This is a genomic window from Pseudomonas hygromyciniae, assembly GCF_016925675.1.
In the GTDB taxonomy this organism is placed as follows: Bacteria; Pseudomonadota; Gammaproteobacteria; order Pseudomonadales; family Pseudomonadaceae; genus Aquipseudomonas; species Aquipseudomonas hygromyciniae.
In genome coordinates this window covers 2,889,648-2,906,491 of record NZ_CP070506.1, presented here as the reverse complement: position 1 = coordinate 2,906,491, position 16,844 = coordinate 2,889,648, and the positions used below count along the sequence as shown (strand labels likewise).

General features: G+C 60.0%; 10 protein-coding genes and 3 pseudogenes. 4 read left to right on the top strand and 9 right to left on the bottom strand.

Going from position 1 to position 16,844, the window contains the following annotated elements; all coding sequences use genetic code 11:
- Positions 1-28: 28 nt before the first annotated feature.
- Genes JTY93_RS12795 through JTY93_RS12780 form a run of 4 tightly spaced genes read right to left on the bottom strand, consistent with a single transcriptional unit; the run spans position 29 to position 3,818 of the window.
- Positions 29-1,108, bottom strand: a complete 1,080-nt coding sequence (locus tag JTY93_RS12795) for a polyamine ABC transporter substrate-binding protein (RefSeq protein ID WP_205478306.1) — start codon at positions 1,106-1,108, stop codon at positions 29-31.
- Positions 1,109-1,168: 60 nt separating this feature from the next.
- Complete coding sequence (locus JTY93_RS12790; protein ID WP_205478307.1) at positions 1,169-1,510, bottom strand: cupin domain-containing protein; 342 nt, start codon at positions 1,508-1,510, stop codon at positions 1,169-1,171.
- A gap of 27 nt (positions 1,511-1,537) precedes the next feature.
- Complete coding sequence (locus JTY93_RS12785; protein WP_205478308.1) at positions 1,538-2,944, bottom strand: NAD(P)/FAD-dependent oxidoreductase; 1,407 nt, start codon at positions 2,942-2,944, stop codon at positions 1,538-1,540.
- Positions 2,945-2,993: 49 nt separating this feature from the next.
- On the bottom strand, positions 2,994-3,818 hold the full coding sequence (locus JTY93_RS12780; RefSeq protein ID WP_169997375.1) for a helix-turn-helix domain-containing protein: 825 nt from the start codon (positions 3,816-3,818) through the stop codon (positions 2,994-2,996).
- Positions 3,819-4,075: 257 nt separating this feature from the next.
- Between JTY93_RS12780 and JTY93_RS12775 the strand changes: the two genes are divergently transcribed.
- A complete protein-coding gene (locus tag JTY93_RS12775) occupies positions 4,076-4,348 on the top strand; it encodes a DUF1652 domain-containing protein (RefSeq protein ID WP_205478309.1) in 273 nt (90 codons plus the stop codon).
- A gap of 229 nt (positions 4,349-4,577) precedes the next feature.
- Here the strand turns inward: JTY93_RS12775 and JTY93_RS12770 are convergent.
- Positions 4,578-7,046 (bottom strand): annotated as a pseudogene (locus JTY93_RS12770) (UvrD-helicase domain-containing protein).
- 226 nt (positions 7,047-7,272) lie between these two features.
- Between JTY93_RS12770 and JTY93_RS12765 the strand changes: the two are divergent.
- A complete protein-coding gene (locus JTY93_RS12765) occupies positions 7,273-7,968 on the top strand; it encodes a pirin family protein (RefSeq protein ID WP_205478313.1) in 696 nt (231 codons plus the stop codon).
- A 77-nt stretch (positions 7,969-8,045) separates the two neighbouring features.
- Here the strand turns inward: JTY93_RS12765 and pgm are convergent.
- From pgm to JTY93_RS12745, 4 genes and pseudogenes are all read right to left on the bottom strand, one after another.
- A pseudogene (pgm, locus tag JTY93_RS12760) lies at positions 8,046-9,693 on the bottom strand (phosphoglucomutase (alpha-D-glucose-1,6-bisphosphate-dependent)).
- Positions 9,694-9,807: 114 nt separating this feature from the next.
- Positions 9,808-11,208, bottom strand: a complete 1,401-nt coding sequence (locus JTY93_RS12755; RefSeq protein WP_205478329.1) for an aminotransferase-like domain-containing protein — start codon at positions 11,206-11,208, stop codon at positions 9,808-9,810.
- 43 nt (positions 11,209-11,251) lie between these two features.
- Positions 11,252-12,661 carry a hypothetical protein gene (locus JTY93_RS12750; protein ID WP_205478318.1) on the bottom strand — a complete coding sequence of 470 codons (1,410 nt, stop codon included), beginning with the start codon at positions 12,659-12,661 and terminating at the stop codon, positions 11,252-11,254.
- A gap of 701 nt (positions 12,662-13,362) precedes the next feature.
- Positions 13,363-14,385, bottom strand: a complete 1,023-nt coding sequence (locus JTY93_RS12745) for a zinc-dependent alcohol dehydrogenase family protein (protein WP_205478320.1) — start codon at positions 14,383-14,385, stop codon at positions 13,363-13,365.
- A 247-nt stretch (positions 14,386-14,632) separates the two neighbouring features.
- On the opposite strand from JTY93_RS12745, the pseudogene JTY93_RS12740 reads away from it, so the two are divergent.
- Together JTY93_RS12740 and JTY93_RS29060 are read left to right on the top strand one after the other, a co-directional pair.
- Positions 14,633-15,548: pseudogene (locus JTY93_RS12740) on the top strand (LysR family transcriptional regulator).
- 616 nt (positions 15,549-16,164) lie between these two features.
- Entirely contained in the window at positions 16,165-16,620 is a 456-nt protein-coding gene (locus JTY93_RS29060) for a hypothetical protein (protein ID WP_240357290.1), read from the top strand.
- Positions 16,621-16,844: the final 224 nt, after the last annotated feature.

Below are 16,844 nucleotides of genomic sequence, written 5' to 3'. Positions count from 1 at the left end.
CCCTCGCCACAACAAGCCCCCCACCATGTCAGCGCCCGGTGCGGATGGTGTTCCAGATCCGTGTGCGAATGCGGTCGATCTTCATCGGCATGGCTTCGAGGGCGAACAGCTTGCCCATCATCTCCTCGCTCGGGTACACCTTGGTGTCGCTCTTGATCACCGGGTCTACCAGGCTGTCGGCAGCGCTGTTGCCGTTGGCGTAGTGCACGAAGTTGGTGATACCGGCCATCACGTCCGGGCGCAGCAGGTAGTTCATGAAGGCATAGCCGGCTTTTTCATCCGGGGCGTCGGCGGGCATGGCGACCATGTCGAACCAGATCGCGGCGCCTTCCTTGGGGATGTTGTAGCCGATCTTCACGCCATTCTTGGCTTCCTTGGCCCGGCTTTCGGCCTGCAGCACGTCACCCGAGAAACCTACCGCCACGCAGATGTCGCCGTTGGCCAGGTCGCCGGTGTATTTCGAGGAGTGGAAGTACGCAATGTATGGCCGCACTTTGAGCAGCAACGCCTCGGCCTTCTTGTAGTCCTTAGGGTCCTTGCTGTGGTGTGGCAAGCCCAGGTAGTTCAGGGCGATCGGCAGCAATTCCGGACCGTTGTCGAGGATCGCCACCCCACATTTGCTGAGTTTTTCCATGTACTCGGGCTTGAAGATCAAGTCCCAGGAATCCACCGGCGCGCCGTCGCCCAGCACTGCCTTGACCTTGTCGATGTTGTAGCCGATCCCGGTGCTGCCCCACAGGTACGGGAAGCCGTGTTCATTGCCCGGGTCGTTGGTTTGCAGGGCCTTGAGCAGCACCGGGTTGAGGTTCTTCCAGTTCGGCAACTGGCTCTTGTCGAGTTTTTTCAGGGCCCCACCCTGGATCTGCCGGGCCATGAAGTGGTTGGACGGGAAAACCACGTCGTAACCCGAATTGCCGGTCATCAACTTGCCATCCAGGGTTTCGTTGCTGTCGTACACGTCGTAGCTGAAACCGATCCCGGTTTCCTTCTGGAAGTTCTTGGTGGTATCCGGCGCGATGTAACTCGACCAGTTGTAGATTTTCACCGTCTCGGCGGCCTGGGTCAGGGACGCCACCAACATCAAGGGCAATAGGGCAATGGGTCTCATGGTTCGATTTCCTGGCGGTTATAGGGCTGTTTTTATGGCAGGCGATCAAGGATCAAAAGATTAGAGAATCAACACATAGGTCTTGCGCACGGTCTCCTGGATATCCCAGATCCCCGTGCTGTTGGCCGGCAACATCAGTGCATCGCCGGCTTCGATATGCAGGGTTTCACCGTCATCGGGGGTGAAGGTGCAGCGGCCCTGGATAAAGTGGCAGAACTCCTGGGCCACGATCTGGCGCCGCCAGCGGCCCGGGGTGCATTCCCAGATGCCGGTTTCGACGCCATCGCTGCGCTCCACGCTGAGGGTGGACGCCACGGCAATCGGGGTGCCGAGGGGCACAGCCACCGGGCTTGAGTCCGGCAGGTGGCGGTTAAGTGTGTCTTTGAACTGGGTAATGCTCATGGTCATACCTGCGGTGATTGAAGCGATTTAGTGCATGAAACCTTCCATGAAGCCGGCAATCCCGCTGGCCAGCTTGCGCCGCCAGGGCGCGGTGTGCGGATCGGCCAGGGTCTGGTCCTCGTGGACGAAGCTGCGAATGATCGCGTTGTAGCCCAGCCAGCGACACGGCTCCGGTTCCCAACCCTTGAGGGCTTTCAGGCCGCCATCGCGCAGCACCCACGGCTGCTGGACCAGCGGCGTATCGCGCCCCAGGATCAGGTCGGCCAGGGTTCGGCCACCCAGGTTGCTGGCGCCGACACCCTCCCCGCCATACCCTCCCGACAAGGCGATACCGCTCTGCGGGTCGCACAGCATGTGTGGCCGAAAGCGCCGCGACATACCGAGGTTGCCACCCCAGGAATGGGTGACGCGCACATGCTGCAGTTGCGGGAATAGCTCGCAGAACAGATAGCGGCGCAACTCCACCTCGCTTTCGGTGAGGTCGAAGTTGTGACGCAACTTGCCGGCAAATTGATAGCCACCGCGGGCACCGAACACCAGGCGGTTATCCGCGGTGCGCTGGCCGTAGGTGACCTGGCGGCTGCTTTCACCAAACGCCTGGCCCTGATCCAGGCCGATTTCCTCCCAGGTACTGGCAGGCAAGGGTTCGGTCGCCACGATCAGGCTCTGCACCGGCAGTTGATAGCGGCCCAGGGGCTTGAGCGTCGGGGCATAGCCCTCCACCGCCGGCACCACCCACGAGGCCCGGACCTGGGCCTTGTCGGTGCGCAGGCTGGCGGACTGCCAGTGGGTGACCGGGCTGTTCTCGTAGATCGCCACGCCCATGGCCTCGACCACCCGCGCCAACCCGCGCACCAGCTTGGCCGGATGGATCGTCGCGACATGGGGCGTATACACCGCGCCATAGGCCGAGGCGATACGGATCTGCCCGGCCAGTTGCTCGGGGCTTAGCCAGCGGTAGTCAGCGTCGGTCAGGCCTTGGCCATGGAGCTTGGCCAGGTATTCGCGCAGGCTGGCTTCTTGCTCGGGGTAGCGGGCGGCACAGTGCAGCGCCCCACCCTTGCGGTAGTCGCAGTCAATGCCTTCGCGCTGCAGAACCTGGCCGACTTCATCGGGGATGCCATGCAGCAGGTCAAACGAGGCCCGGCGCTGCTCGGCAGGTAAGCCGGCGAGCAAGCGGTCTTCGCCCAAGAGGTTGCCCATCAACCAACCACCATTGCGCCCGGAAGCCCCAAAACCGGCAGTCTGGGCCTCGATGATCACCACCTTGAGCTGCGGCGCGTGGCGCTTGAGGTAATAGGCGGTCCACAGCCCGGTGTAGCCGGCGCCAATAATGGCCACATCGACATCCAGGTCCTGCTCCAGGGAAGCACGCGCCTCCAGCGGCTCTTGCAGCTGGTCCATCCATAAACTGATCTTGCGCCATGCGGGCATGCCCAAACTCCACCACCAAACGTCGATGGCGTGATCCTAGTGCCTGGCTTCAGTCCTCGTCTTGCGCGCGTGCACGCAGGGAAATTTGTTTCACGTAGGCCTTGGGCGACAAGCCGGTGTGCTGGCGGAAACAGCTATAGAACGCCGATAACGAGTTGAAACCGGCGGCAAATGCCAGTTCATCAATGCGGATCGGCGGCGTGGCGCCATCCAGTGCCGCCAGCAAATGCTGCAGGCGGGCCTGGTTGACGTAGCGGTAGAAGCTTTGCCCCAGCACCTGGTTGAGCAGGTAGGAAATCTGGTTGCGACTGTAGCCACACTCCTTGGCCACCCGTTGCAGGTCCAGTTCAGGGTCGAGATAAGGCTGTTGGCGCTGGAAGTACTGCTGCAAATCGTTGGCCAGGTAGCTTAGTTGCTGGGGCGACAAGCCCAGGCGGCTGACGGTCGGCCGCGTGGCCTGGGACTGGGAGCGGCTGGTGGCGGGCTCGTGGACCAGGGAGGCATATTCGTTGACACGCCAGATCAGCCCGTCGCGCACGGTGATCGCCTCACTGGTACGAAACGACACCAGGCCCTGGCCGCCACGCAAGGTCACGCGGTACTGGATAAATGCGGTATCGCCATCGGTGCGGATGCGATCAGTGTGCTCGATGGCCTCGTCGGGGTCGCGGGGCATGCTGGCTTGCAGGTACTCACGCAACTGGTCGAAGCACACCACGCGGTTCTGGAAGAAGTCGTGGTACTGGATATCCGGGTGATAGTGCGCCATGACCCCGTCCAGGTCGCGGTGCTTCCAACACAAATGGTGGCGCAACACCACGTCGGCGGTCACTTGCGTCTGTTGCGGGCTATCGGCCGGGACGGTCTGTGACATACAACACTCGCAAACGGCTAAAGCCTGGAGCTTGCACAACTTTGCCGGGGGCTTCAATGGTCAAGTGACAGTTTTAAGTAATGGCCTTTTGCCTAAGCATTTGTAAGATATGACCCACGTCATACTTCCTGCAAGGAACTGCCGAACGGGTGGGAAAAACCCCGGTGCCAGTTGCGAGTGAGTGCTACTTTCTAAGCTTCACGGTCAGGACCATTGATGGGCCTGACACCCTTGCCGCGAGCTAAAGGAAGTGCTCAATGAACAAGGTTGGTCACATGAACAAAGTGACGTTCCCCAATGCATGCCAACTGATGCGCTGGCATTTTCACCCGGTAGGGTTTGAAGGCAGCATGGATGCGCCTGGCAGCATGATCGCGCGCTTGTTTGACCGAGCAAGTGGCGAAACCCTGATTGCCATTGCTGGCATTCCCTGTACCACGGTGATGAACGCCACGGAGGTGGAGCGGATTATCGAAGCGATTGAGCTGGAGCTTGAATCGTTCGTACGCCCGCAGTTGCGGCAGGCGTAGTTGCAGGGCTTATTGTGGTGAACGGGCTGGCTTTGGCAAACGGGCTTCTTGTGGCGAGCGGGCTTGCCCCGCGCTGGGCTGCGCAGCAGCCCTAGAACTGACGCCCTCGGTTTGCCTGACTAAACTCGTTGAGCTTATTGGGGCTGCTGCGCAGCCCAGCGCGGGAGCAAGCCCGCTCGCCACAAGAAGCGGGCTTGCCACAATAGGCCCACTTGCCACAGCAAGACCTCTATTTCACCTTCGCCACCCGGCGGTCATCAAAGAACACTTTGCCCCCCGCCACCCGATCCGACGCCCTTGGCGCATTGGTGCCCTGGCCATCCTGCCCTTCGACATACCAATAGCAATGGCTTACTGCCCGAGTAATCCCGACATAGGCCAGACGCAGTACCTCGTCTTTTTGCGCATTGTCGTAAGGCTCCGCATCACCATCCTTGCCAAGCCCAGCCATGCGGTAGACCTGGTTCTTGTACGGCGAGCGGGTCAGGTGCTGGCAGTCACCCAGCAAAAACACCGCGTCCGCCTGCAACCCCTTGGCGCTGTGATAGGTCAGTTGTTTGAGACGGCGCAGGGTCGGCGGCAAGCTAGAATCAAGATTAACTACTGACTGAATATGCTCTTGAATCAATAGCTTATCGCTGCCTTTTCGATACAACATTAATACCGATTCGCCCCGCTGATAGTGCGCCTGCAACTGCTGCCCCAGAGCGGCTTCGTCCCGATCCAGCACCTGCACCGGTACCAGCGCCCTGGCTGCGCCGCTGGCCTTGGCCTTTTTACCGCTGATCGCCGGTGCGGCTTTAACGATATGCTCGGCGGCATCAATGATGTGCTGATGGCTACGGAAGTTCTCCCCGAGCATCACCCGGGTGGTGCTCGGGGATGGGAACTCCTTGTTGAACGCCATGAAGTACTTGGGCGAACTGCCACGCCAACCATAGATCGACTGCCAGTCATCCCCCACGCATAACAGCGAGGAATGCTGGGCACCACGCCCCACATGCATCGCTGGCCCACGGCTGCGGATCTCACGCAGGCTGGCACGGATCCACGAGACGATCTGCGGCGAAACGTCCTGGAACTCGTCGATCATCAAGTGCGACAGCGGGCGCAACAAGCCGTCGCTGAGCAACTTGAGGTTCTCCGGAGTGTTCTCGCCAAACAGCGAAAACATGCGGTTGTAAGTCATGATCGGTGGCGACTGGTCCAGCAGGTGATCTTCCAGGGCCTTCCAGAAAATACTCAGGGCCTCGAAGAAACCACGATCCGGATCATCCTTGGCAAAGCTCATCTGGCCTACGGCGGTGGGCACGTCCAGGCCGAGGTTTTCGATAAACCCGGCGGCGGTGACAAAACAGTCCAACAATGGCGCCGAAGCCAACTCGCCCTTGACCTTGTAATCAAAGCCCGGACCTGAGGTGGCGTCCCCGGCCAGGCTGCTCAACAGACGCTTGGATGATTCATAGTTATCTAGCCATATCAATGGCTTGCGGCAGAATGCTTGAAACAGTGTGCGCTTGACCGCCCATTCGGCGCGTACCGACAGCTTGGCCCCTGGACGGGCGATCTGCGGGTTTTCCCTGGCATCGAAGCCCAGCACCACCCAGGCATCCAGTTCGGCGCTGTAGCCGTGGCAGTGGAACGACGCACCATTGATTTCAACGCTCTGACGGTTCGGTTCGATGCCCTTGATCGGCCATGCGCCGGCGCGGAACCACAGGTCCTCGATCACATCGCACAGCTCTTCGTCACGCTTGGCCGCCAATTCGGTGACTGCCACGCGCTTTTGCACATCCGGGTGGTCGCGCTCCAGCTCCTTGAGCTGCAAGGCGTGCCGCGCCATGGGCGTAATCAGCTCGCGAAAGCGTGTGTGCCGGCCATAGAGCCCGTGATAACAGGCATTGAGCTGCTGGCGCTGGGCATCGTTGATGCGCAGGTCGAAGGGGTTGCTATCGGCCTCTTCATCATAGGTGCCGCTGTGCAGGTTCTCGAACGCCTGTAACCGCTCAAAGCCCGGCAGGCTGCGGACCATGGGCAGGATGCGTGAGTGAAAGGTACGCACCACGGCCTGGGCCTCTTTCAAACCAAGGGGTTGGCCCCACAGGCTGAGAATCTCCATGAGTTTGCTGATGAAATCCTTGCGCGACTCGCGGGTGAAGGTCACCACGGTCATGGAGCTCAGCTCAAAGCCCAGGTAATGACTCAGCAGCAGGATCCGCAGCACCAGCGACGTGGATTTGCCCGCCCCGGCCCCGGCAATCACCGAGGTTGATGGGGTATCGCTAAAGATCATCTTCCATTGGGCCACGCTGGGCTGGGCATGGGCCGGTAGCAAGCGCGCCACGTCGGCCTTGATGCGTTTTTTTCAGCTCTGGGGGTCAGTGGCAGGCGCCAATCGTCGAACAGGCTGTCGTCAACGCCGGGGGGCGCGGTGCTCATCGCTGCGAAAGTCACGAATCAACAGGACCTGGCGCCCTTCCTCGATGCCGTCACGCTTACCTTCCTGGTAGCCATACTCCACGCCAGCCTCATGCCCACTGCGAAAACCATCCGCCTGGCCATGCAGCCACGAAAAACGGTGCTGGGCCCGCAGGCGTGTCAATCCGTGGCCAAACAGCCGAGCAGCCAAGCGTTTGAACAGCGGCATTTGCGCCAGGGGACGCAGTTCGGGGGGCAGATCGGGGGTGTGTTGCGGCACGCGGACTCCTGCGGGGGTTGAGCGGACAGAGCGCCTATGGTCGCCGTTATGCCGCGACAGTTCCAGCCAATTGCTTTGGCTTCATGCAGTTAGGCGATGAAGTGAATATCAGGTCTAGTTCGGGATCTCGCAAACCAATCGAATAATCAGATGGGAATCAGGTATTTTTTACGCTTTTTATCGATCATGCCCTGGCGGATGATAGCCCCATCAACAGGAGACGATCATGCTTGAACTTCGACCTTTTACTTCCCTGGGCGGTGCCAATCACGGTTGGCTGGATGCCCATCACCACTTCTCGTTCGCTGAGTACCATGACCCCCAGCGTATGCACTGGGGCAACCTGCGGGTGTGGAACGATGACATCATCGCTCCAGGTACAGGCTTCCCACAGCATCCGCACCGGGACATGGAAATCATCACCTATGTGCGCGAAGGTGCTATCAGTCACGCTGACAACCTGGGCAACAAGGGCCGTACCGAGGCCGGCGACGTGCAGGTGATGAGCGCGGGCACCGGGATTGCCCATAGCGAATACAACCTGGAAGCCACGCCAACCAAGATTTTCCAGATCTGGATCATCCCCAATGAAGCGGGCCTGCCCCCTTCCTGGGGCGCCAAGCCTTTTCCCAAGGGCGAGCGCGAAGGGTTCGTGACCTTGGCCAGCGGCAAGCATGGCGACAATGAAAGCCTGCGCATCCGTGCCGATGCGCGCCTGGTGGCGGCCAACCTGAAGGCTGGGGAAAGTGCCGAATACCACCTGGATGCGGGACGTCGGGCGTACCTGGTGCCGGCAACCGGTGTGATCGAAGTCAATGGCTTGCGAGCGCAGGCACGGGATGGCGTCGCGGTACAGGATGAACGCGTACTGCGGGTGACCGCGATTGAAGACAGCGAAGTGGTGCTGGTGGACCTGGCCTGATCTTAAGCCAAACGCAAAAACCAATGTGGGAGCGGCGGTGCGACTTGCCCGCTCCCACATTTTTTTACAGCGGGGTGTCAGTTGGGGGTGATCGCACCATCCACCAACACCTGTGCCTCTTCCACCAGACGCTTGAGGTGATCCTCGCCAATAAAGCTCTCGGCATAGATCTTGTAGATATCCTCGGTGCCCGACGGCCGTGCGGCAAACCAGCCGTTTTCGGTCATGACTTTCAGCCCGCCAATCGCCTGGTCGTTGCCCGGTGCATGGCTGAGGACCTGCTGGATGCTTTCCCCGGCCAATTGCGTGGACGTAACCTGCTCCGGCGCCAGCTTGCCCAGCAGTGCCTTCTGCGCCGGCGTGGCCTTGGCATCCACACGGATGGCGAACGGTTCACCCAGGGCGTCGGTCAGGCCACGGTAGATCTGGCTTGGGTCCTGGCCTTTGCGCGAGGTCATTTCCGCGGCCAGCAATGCCGGGATCAGGCCGTCCTTGTCAGTACTCCACACGCTGCCGTCCTTGCGCAGGAACGAAGCCCCCGCGCTTTCTTCGCCGCCAAAACCCAGGGAGCCTTCGAACAGGCCGTCGGCAAACCACTTGAAGCCCACCGGCACTTCGTACAGGCGCCGGCCAATGCGCGCCGCCACGCGGTCGATCAAGCCACTGCTGACCACGGTTTTACCCACCGCTGCATCAGCACGCCACTGGGGACGGTTCTGGAACAGGTAATCGATGGACACGGCCAGGTAGTTGTTCGGCGCCAACAGCCCGCCAGACGGGGTAACGATGCCGTGACGGTCGTGGTCCGGGTCACAGGCAAACGCCACGTCGAAGCGTTCCTTGAGGCCGATCAAGCCTTGCATCGCATAGCTTGAGGAGGGGTCCATACGAATCTGGCCGTCCCAATCCACGCTCATGAAGCGGAAGGTCGGGTCGACTTCGGTATTCACCACTTCAAGGTTCAAGCGGTAATGCTCGGCGATGGCCGACCAGTAGCGCACCCCTGCTCCCCCCAACGGGTCTACACCCAGGCGCAAATCGGCGCTGCGGATGGCGTCCATGTCGATGACATTGATCAGGTCCGCCACGTAGCTGTTGAGGTAGTCATGGCGATGGGTGGTATCGGCTTTCAATGCCTGCGCATGGGTGATGCGCTTGACCCCGGCCAGCTTGGCTGCCAGCAGTTCGTTGGCCTTGGCCTCGATCCATTTGGTGACGTGAGTATCGGCCGGGCCGCCGTTAGGCGGGTTGTACTTATAACCGCCGCTCTGGGGGCGGGTTATGGGACGGGGTGATGACAATGCCATCGGCCAAGCCGCTGGTACGGCCACGGTTGTAGCAGATGATGGCGTGGGAAATCGCCGGGGTCGGCGTGTATTCGTCACCTTCGGCGAGCATCACATGCACCCCGTTGGCCGCCAGCACTTCCAGCGCACTGGCGCCTGCCGGGGTGGACAGCGCATGGGTATCGAGGCCCACAAACAGTGGGCCGGTGATGCCTTGTGCTTCGCGGTACAGGCAAATCGCCTGGCTGATGGCCAACACGTGCCATTCATTGAAGCTCAAGTCAAAAGAGCTGCCACGGTGCCCGGAAGTACCGAAAGCCACGCGTTGAGTGGAGATTGCTGCATCGGGCTGGCCGGTGTAATAGGCCGTTACCAGTCGCGGGATGTCCACCAGCAATTGAGCTGGCGCCGGTTTGCCCGCAAAAGGACTGAGAGTCATGCAAAAACCTCTGAAAAGAAGGATTCGGGAAAAGGATGCAGTTTACGAGGTGTTCGACCGCTATGGGGCGGTATCTATCCCATAATGATCAGCGATATTTCCTACAAAGCCAATTCATCCGTGCTGTCCCTGCTTGAGCGCCTGCGCCAACTCCTCCAACACCAGGTCCAGGCTGTGATGAGTGCTTGCCACATGGCTCAACCGAAAATTTTGCTGGTATAGGCCGCTCACGCTGAACAACTCGCCAGGGGCAATCACCACCTGGCGCGCCAGCATGTTTTGAAAGACCCGACGCATATCGACGGCCTCGGTGGAGCGCAACCAGTAGGTAGCGCCCGCCTGGGGCGCCCGGTACGTCACACGCTCGCCCAGATGTTGCACCAGGCGCCCATGCATTGCGTCGGCGTGCCCCTTGAGCAGTTCGCGCAACTGCTGCAAGTGCTGGTCAAAACGGCCATTGTGGTACAGCCGGGCGATTGCGCGCTGGCGAATGGAGGACAAACGGAACGCACGCAACAGGAACTGGCGCTGTAATTGCGCGCTCAGGTGCCGCGACAACAAATAGCCGTAGGGCGCTTCGGGGCCCATGACTTTTTCCAAGGAGGAAAACACCATCAGCCGCTCAGGATTAACCAGATCGCGTAGGTAGCGGCTGCCCGCCTCGAATTCCAGCCCGCCGTGGATATCGTTCTCCAATACCCAGCAACCCGCGTGCTCCAGCAACTGCGCCACTTGAGCCTGATCCGCCTGGCTCAAGGGCGCCCCTGTGCCAAGGCCCGGGGTCGAAGACAGCACCGCCAGTTGCACCTCCTCGGCCCGCAGTAGCTGCTGCAAATAGCCAAGGTCGAGCCTGCCCTGCTCGTTACACGGCCACTCGATCACACGCACTCCGGCGTCTTGCAGCAGTCGCAGGACAAGCCAGTCACAAGGCGACTCCACCAGTACCGCAGCCCCTCTAAGCGCCAACACCTCGATCAGAATGGCCAGCACTCCCCGCAGGTCAGCACCGATATACACGTCATCGGCCTGCCAGCACCGTGTGGGCGAGTGGGTATAACGCGCCGCCAGCGCCGCCCGCAGCTCCCAGATGCCGCACGGCTGGGAATAAGGCTGCAACTGGCGCGGGTACTGGCGCACCAGCTCACGCTCCAATTGCAGCAACGGCGCGTCCAGGGACAGCAACTGGGCCGGCTCATCGGCACTGAGTACCAGCATCCCCGGCCTGCGTGCCCCGACATACAGGCGCTCGAGTAGATCCCCCGCCGTGCAGCACGGTGTAGTGCTGGCAATGGGCAAGGCGTAGTAGCCGGACTTGGCCACCGAGTACACCCTGCCCTCCTTTTCCAGAAGCGAGTAGGCGTATTGAATGGTGGAAATCGATACATTCAAACGCTCTGCCAAGTGCCGCAAGGACGGCAACTTGACCCTTGCTTCGGTGCCCACTTCATTGATCAGGTTGATCATGTAGCGATAGACAGCCTGATAGGCGAAGTCAGCCTGTTTATCCCCCCTCATGACCTTTTCTGCCGGGGCAATGGCCGGTGTGGCACGCCCACCCTCAGTGCCCTGGCGCGCCATGCGGCACCGTGGCCTCATCCTCGCTGTTGATACAAGCAGCATTGGCCGCGACATGGGCGCAGTACAGGTGCTGCAAAAGCGCCAGGGGCAAGCCACTGGTATCGACAATCCAGTGCTGGATCAACTCTGCCGAAGGCTTGCCCTCAAGAGCCTTGTGCAGTTCGGGCAGCGCCACCAGCATGCCCGGATGACAGCGGCGCAAGAAGGCTTCCAGGCGCTGCCCTTGCTGGATAAACGGTGAAAACAACAGGCATACCAGTTGGCTATCCTCCAGGCCAAAGAACTCGCGAGCATAGGTCGCCGCCAGCACGCGCCCGTCCCGTGTCCCGGCTTGAGCAATCAGCAATTCAGGGATTTGCTTACGGCGCATAAAGCCGATGGCCTGCTCGATAAACCGCGTGACACCCTGCTGATAGTCCAGGCCCTGCAGCACTTGGGCGTGCAGGCCGTGCAGGTGAGCCATCAGCAACGGGTTGGCGTAGGCCGGGTTGCTGAACTGAAAGGCGAACTCATCTTGCTTGTAACCCATGAAATCATTGAGCAATGCCGTGCTGCCCTGCTCCGTTGCGCGCAACAGGTCGGCCACGCCAATGTAGGCCAGGTGACGGTGCACCTCCTTGGCGGACGCATCCTGTGCCGCGTAATGTTCGCCATACACATCGCGGTAATACCCGGCGCTGCAATCGTCCATGCGGGTGAACAGCGCGTTGAGCGCCAATGGCTGCCCGGAATGGCCTTTCATGCCCGCAGCGCGAGTGGTCCTGGCCAGCCACGCCAGGTATTGATTCTGCTTGCGTGGAGAATCACTGCTGACCAACGCGTGTACCCCACCGTCCCATGCAGTGATGCGACGATAGAAATCCCCCAGGGACAGGTAGCCGTCGTTGCACAAACTGGCGCGGATATCCCCCGAACTCATATGCCCGACCATCAACATGTTGCGCCGCCCCACCTCCTGCCCTGCGCTTGACGCCGGACGCAGGTGGTTGAAAGGCAAAACCTCCTGGTTTTCCACCATCAGCAGCTCGACCCTGGGGTCGTCATGGAAAAACAACGCGCTGTAACCACGGTGAATGCTGTCCAGCGCCGCTTGCGTCATCCCCGTATGGCGCAGGGTTGCCACACGCAATTGAAAACTCCTCGGCGCGCGTCCCGCGATGGTCAATTGCGCAGCACGCAGGAAGGCCAGTGCATAACTGCTGCTTTTACCGCCCCCATGAGCGACCAGCACCTTGTAGTCGCCGATCTGCTCCAGGCCCCCGGCCGCCACAATCAACCGCTGAATCAATAACTGAAGTGCGGTGCGCTCCGCCCGCGAGAAGTGGCTCAGCAATCGCTGCAAAACTTGCTGGTAAACATAGTTCATGGCTTGTTCGTGAATAGCGCTCATAGCTTTACTACCTGAGGTTAACTGTCAGTTTCGGGCATGCAGTTAGGCGTGCCTGTCCGATCTGCTGTTTACTTAGAGTTGACGCCTGTTGCGATTAAGGCTGATAGCTAAATGTTAGCACCGCACAACAAAGCGCCAGTTGGAACATCCTGGCGAAGATGCCATCACCTGCGAAGGAAAGCCCCTACACCGGCCCATTAGCCAGCCTAGGAATGGTCTTACAACCTCCTACTAGTCTTTAACTCGAATATTAAAGAATGATCTGACATATGCGCCGCAGGGTAAAAAAGGGATTTAGTTCGCGCACACTTAAAGGCTCTTTCTGCGGACCCATATCCTTGGGCCGGCATACAAGGCGATTTATTAGTTTCGGCGAAACGCTGTTTTGAGTTGTTTTCTGCAATCATTGCTCAGTCCTTGAGATGAAAGTGACCGGGCAATTATCAGCGCTTGATTGATGATTAAAAGATACAGACTCAGCGCAAAAACCAGTGCAGTTCGGTGGGCGGGGATTGAGTGCAGCGCCCAAGAAAAACGCCGCTGCTCTGGGATTCAGGGCAGCGGCGGGATCAAGGGCAGGTTTTGCAGGAAAAGAATCCCGGTACAAGGCTCAGCAAGGAGGTAGATCCAGTCCTTCTAAATGGCGTATTTGCCCCATGGCAAACACCCGTAGAATGTCCGTTTGCGAACATTCCCACAGATCAAACGGCTTCAACCTGCAACGCTACCCGCTCGCGGCACGGGCATTCATCCATATAACGATGGGCTTCGACGAACTGGTTGAAGGCAAATACCCGGGTCTTGAGCGGCACTAGCATGCCGTCTGCGGTCAACTGGTTGATCTCACGCAGGGCCCGCTGCAGCGCGGCCTGGTCCTGGGCAATACCAAGCTCGGGCTTGCCGGTGAAGTTGCCGATGCAGTGCACAAAGAACTGAATGTTCTTCTGGAACGCGGCACAGGCCGGGAACGGGGTCTGGTTGCCACCTTGCAGGCCGTACAACACCAGGCTGCCACGGGGCGCGAGAACATCGCCCAACAGCGACATCTGCGGGCCGCCCAGGCCGTCAAACACCACGTCCACACCGCGCCCATCCGTGAACTTGTTGATTTGCATCAGCAAGTCCTGCTCTTCGGTAACGATGACCTTTTCGGCGCCCAAAGACAGCAGGTATTCGCGCTCGTCAGGGGACTTGGTGGCAGCGATCACCCGCACACCCAGGGCCTTGCCCAATTGCACGAACGACGGCCCGGCACAATGGCTGGCATCCGTGACCAGGGCGAACTGCCCAGGTTTGGCCCGCGCCAGATCGATGTAGGCAAAGTAGGCAATCAACAACGGCGTGTAATGCACACTGGCCTGCACCGGGCTCAACACGTCCGGGTAGCGGGTCAGGGCCGAACGAGGCAGCACAATCACCTCGCCATACACCGGGTAATCATTGGGGCTTTCCGCCGGAAAGCTGGCAACCTTGTCGCCTACCACCAGATCGTCGACGCCCTCGCCTACCGCTACGACCACGCCCGCCATTTCATGGCCAAGGCCCGAAGGCAAGCGGGCATGGGAGGACGCCAGGTTCTGCCGCCAGAGAATGTCGTACCAACTGATGCCAATCGCTTCGACACGCACCTGCACTTCGCCCGGTGCGGGCAACGTGGCTTCATGCTCTTCGCACTTGAGCACCTCGGCCGGACCAAACTTGTGAAAACGAATCGTGCGGGACATCGCAAACCTCGCCAAAGTAACCTCTAATGCCATGAACTTTATCTGGGCTTTCGGGGCAAGGCCACCGGTCGCCATTAATAGTCGTCATGTCTGTCATTGATTCCACTGCCTAGGAAAATACGCCAGGCAGCGTAGGAAATCTGAATTAGCCGGTGCAGAGTACCAGCCTTTCCCCGTAAGATTCATGCCGGCCATTGTTGTCATGTGGCCGTTCACGTCAAGTTCGCTGAATCTGCCAGGACACAAGATGAACCGTAACGACCTGCGTCGTGTCGACCTGAACCTGTTGATCGTATTCGAAACCTTGATGCATGAGCGCAGTGTGACCCGCGCCGCCGAGAAATTGTTCCCTCGGCCAGCCGGCCATCAGCGCGGCCTTGTCGCGTCTGCGCGGGTTGTTCGATGATCCGCTGTTCGTGCGCACGGGGCGCAGCATGGAGCCTTCCGCCCGGGCGGTGGAGATTTTTGCCCTGCTTTCGCCGGCCCTGGATTCGATTTCCACCGCTGTCAGCCGCGCCGCCGAATTCGATCCAGCCACCAGCACCGCAGTGTTTCGCATCGGCCTGTCGGACGATGTGGAGTTCGCCCTGCTGCCACAACTGCTCAAACGCCTGCGCGCCGAAGCGCCAGGCATCGTGCTGGTGATCCGTCGCGTCAACTACATCCTGATGCCCGGCCTGCTGGCCTCCGGGGAAATCTCCATTGGCGTCAGCTACACCGCCGACCTACCGGCCAACGCCAAGCGCAAACTGCTGCGCCGCAGCCTGCCCAAACTGCTGCGCGCCGACAGCGTGCCCGGCGCCCTGAGCCTGGACGACTTCTGCGCCCGCCCCCACGCCCTGGTCTCATTCGCCGGCGACCTCAGCGGGTTTATTGATGAAGAGTTGGAAAAGCTCGACCGCAAGCGCCATGTGGTGCTGGCCGTACCGCAGTTCAATGGCCTGGGCACCCTGCTCGCCGGCACCGACATCCTGGCGACCGTGCCCGACTACACCGCCGAAGCCCTGACCGCCGCCGGCGGCCTGCGCGCCGAAGACCCGCCGTTGCCGGTGCGCAGCTTTGAACTGCATATGGCGTGGCGAGGGTCGCAGGACAATGACCCGGGGGAGCGGTGGTTGCGTTCGCGGATTCAGATGTTTTTTGGGGATCCTGAGAGTCTTTAGGTGTCGTTGGGCAGGCTGTTTAGCTGATCATTTCTGGCTTTCCACAAACCATGGAGCTCCATTCACTTCCAGTGGATTGCTACATTGGGGGCATATCTGAGGGCATACGTTGGATGGTTTGAAAAGGATGCCCCCAGCCTGAAGTCCAACAGTTCCCTTCTAGAAAAGTCACCCGTTGTTGTTCCCACACACCGCGGTGTGAAGGTAGGCCGATGAGATGCTCCCCTCTGCCCAAGTGCGTGAGCAACCGAGTGATACCTCCTGTGCAGTTAATATTTCAAGTGTAAGTCGCCAAGCTGAATTCAGGTATTACTCCGACGCTTTTCAAAACGCTGTCAAAAGTCGGCTGCTCACTCCAGGGGGCCAGCAGGCTTTACCAGACCTCTAGTTGGACAAAAGCTGCTAACGGTAAAGAGCAAAAATTCAGTAGGCGCAGTTCCTTGTCTGCCTTGCTGCGATATCTGACACACAGGCAGTCGTGGTCTGACAGCCGCTCTCAGCAATTTTCCGTCGTACGTGAATGGTTGCTTTCGGTTAGTCTTGTCGACTAGGAGCAGGGGAACAAGATGCAATAGGACGCCTGCATTGGATTGTCGTCAAGGAAGTCAACCGTAGCATGCACATCACTTTTGGCCTTTTCTTGGATACCCGTCAGGGTCCGTCCCCGACGAACTTCTTCAACACCCCGATAGTGGGCCGCCTCGGATTCCTGTCCCTGCTGGAGACCTACCTTGGTCTAAGCGCGCCAGAAGCGTCCAAGGCCAGGCGCGTGACCATCTACTCTGGCCTGCTGCGCGTCCATGACAACAACTCGCGCTTCTACAGTGAGTCCCTGAAGGCCGACAGTATTGGTACGGCTGCGCGCCTCATGGCCTGGCGTGACGAGTGGCGGCTTGGCGGTTGGGACGGCAGCGCGAATCCAGAGCATACTTCGCGAATCCAGGAGCTTGCCGCCATTGAAAAGGCAGCTCTCGAAACGCTGCCGCCCGGAGAGGCCGAGCGCTTGCACCTGGTGATACAGGCTCTGAGTGCGTCCGGCCCCCGGCCCCATCAAGTCAGTTCACCTGGTTGACCCGCCCGAGGACTTCCCGCTTCTCTGGCGGCAGGTGCTCGAGCGCCTGCCAGCGGTCGAAGTCCGACTTCCCGAGCCACAGGGAGAAGGCCAACTCCGTGCGTTGCAAGAGCAAGCCCTAACCGTTCTGGCTGGAGGCTCCGCGGGCAATCTGACCGTGCAGACCGACGGGAGTGTCTTGCTAGTGCACGCTCTCGCGGCCACGACCGCCGAACACTGGTTGA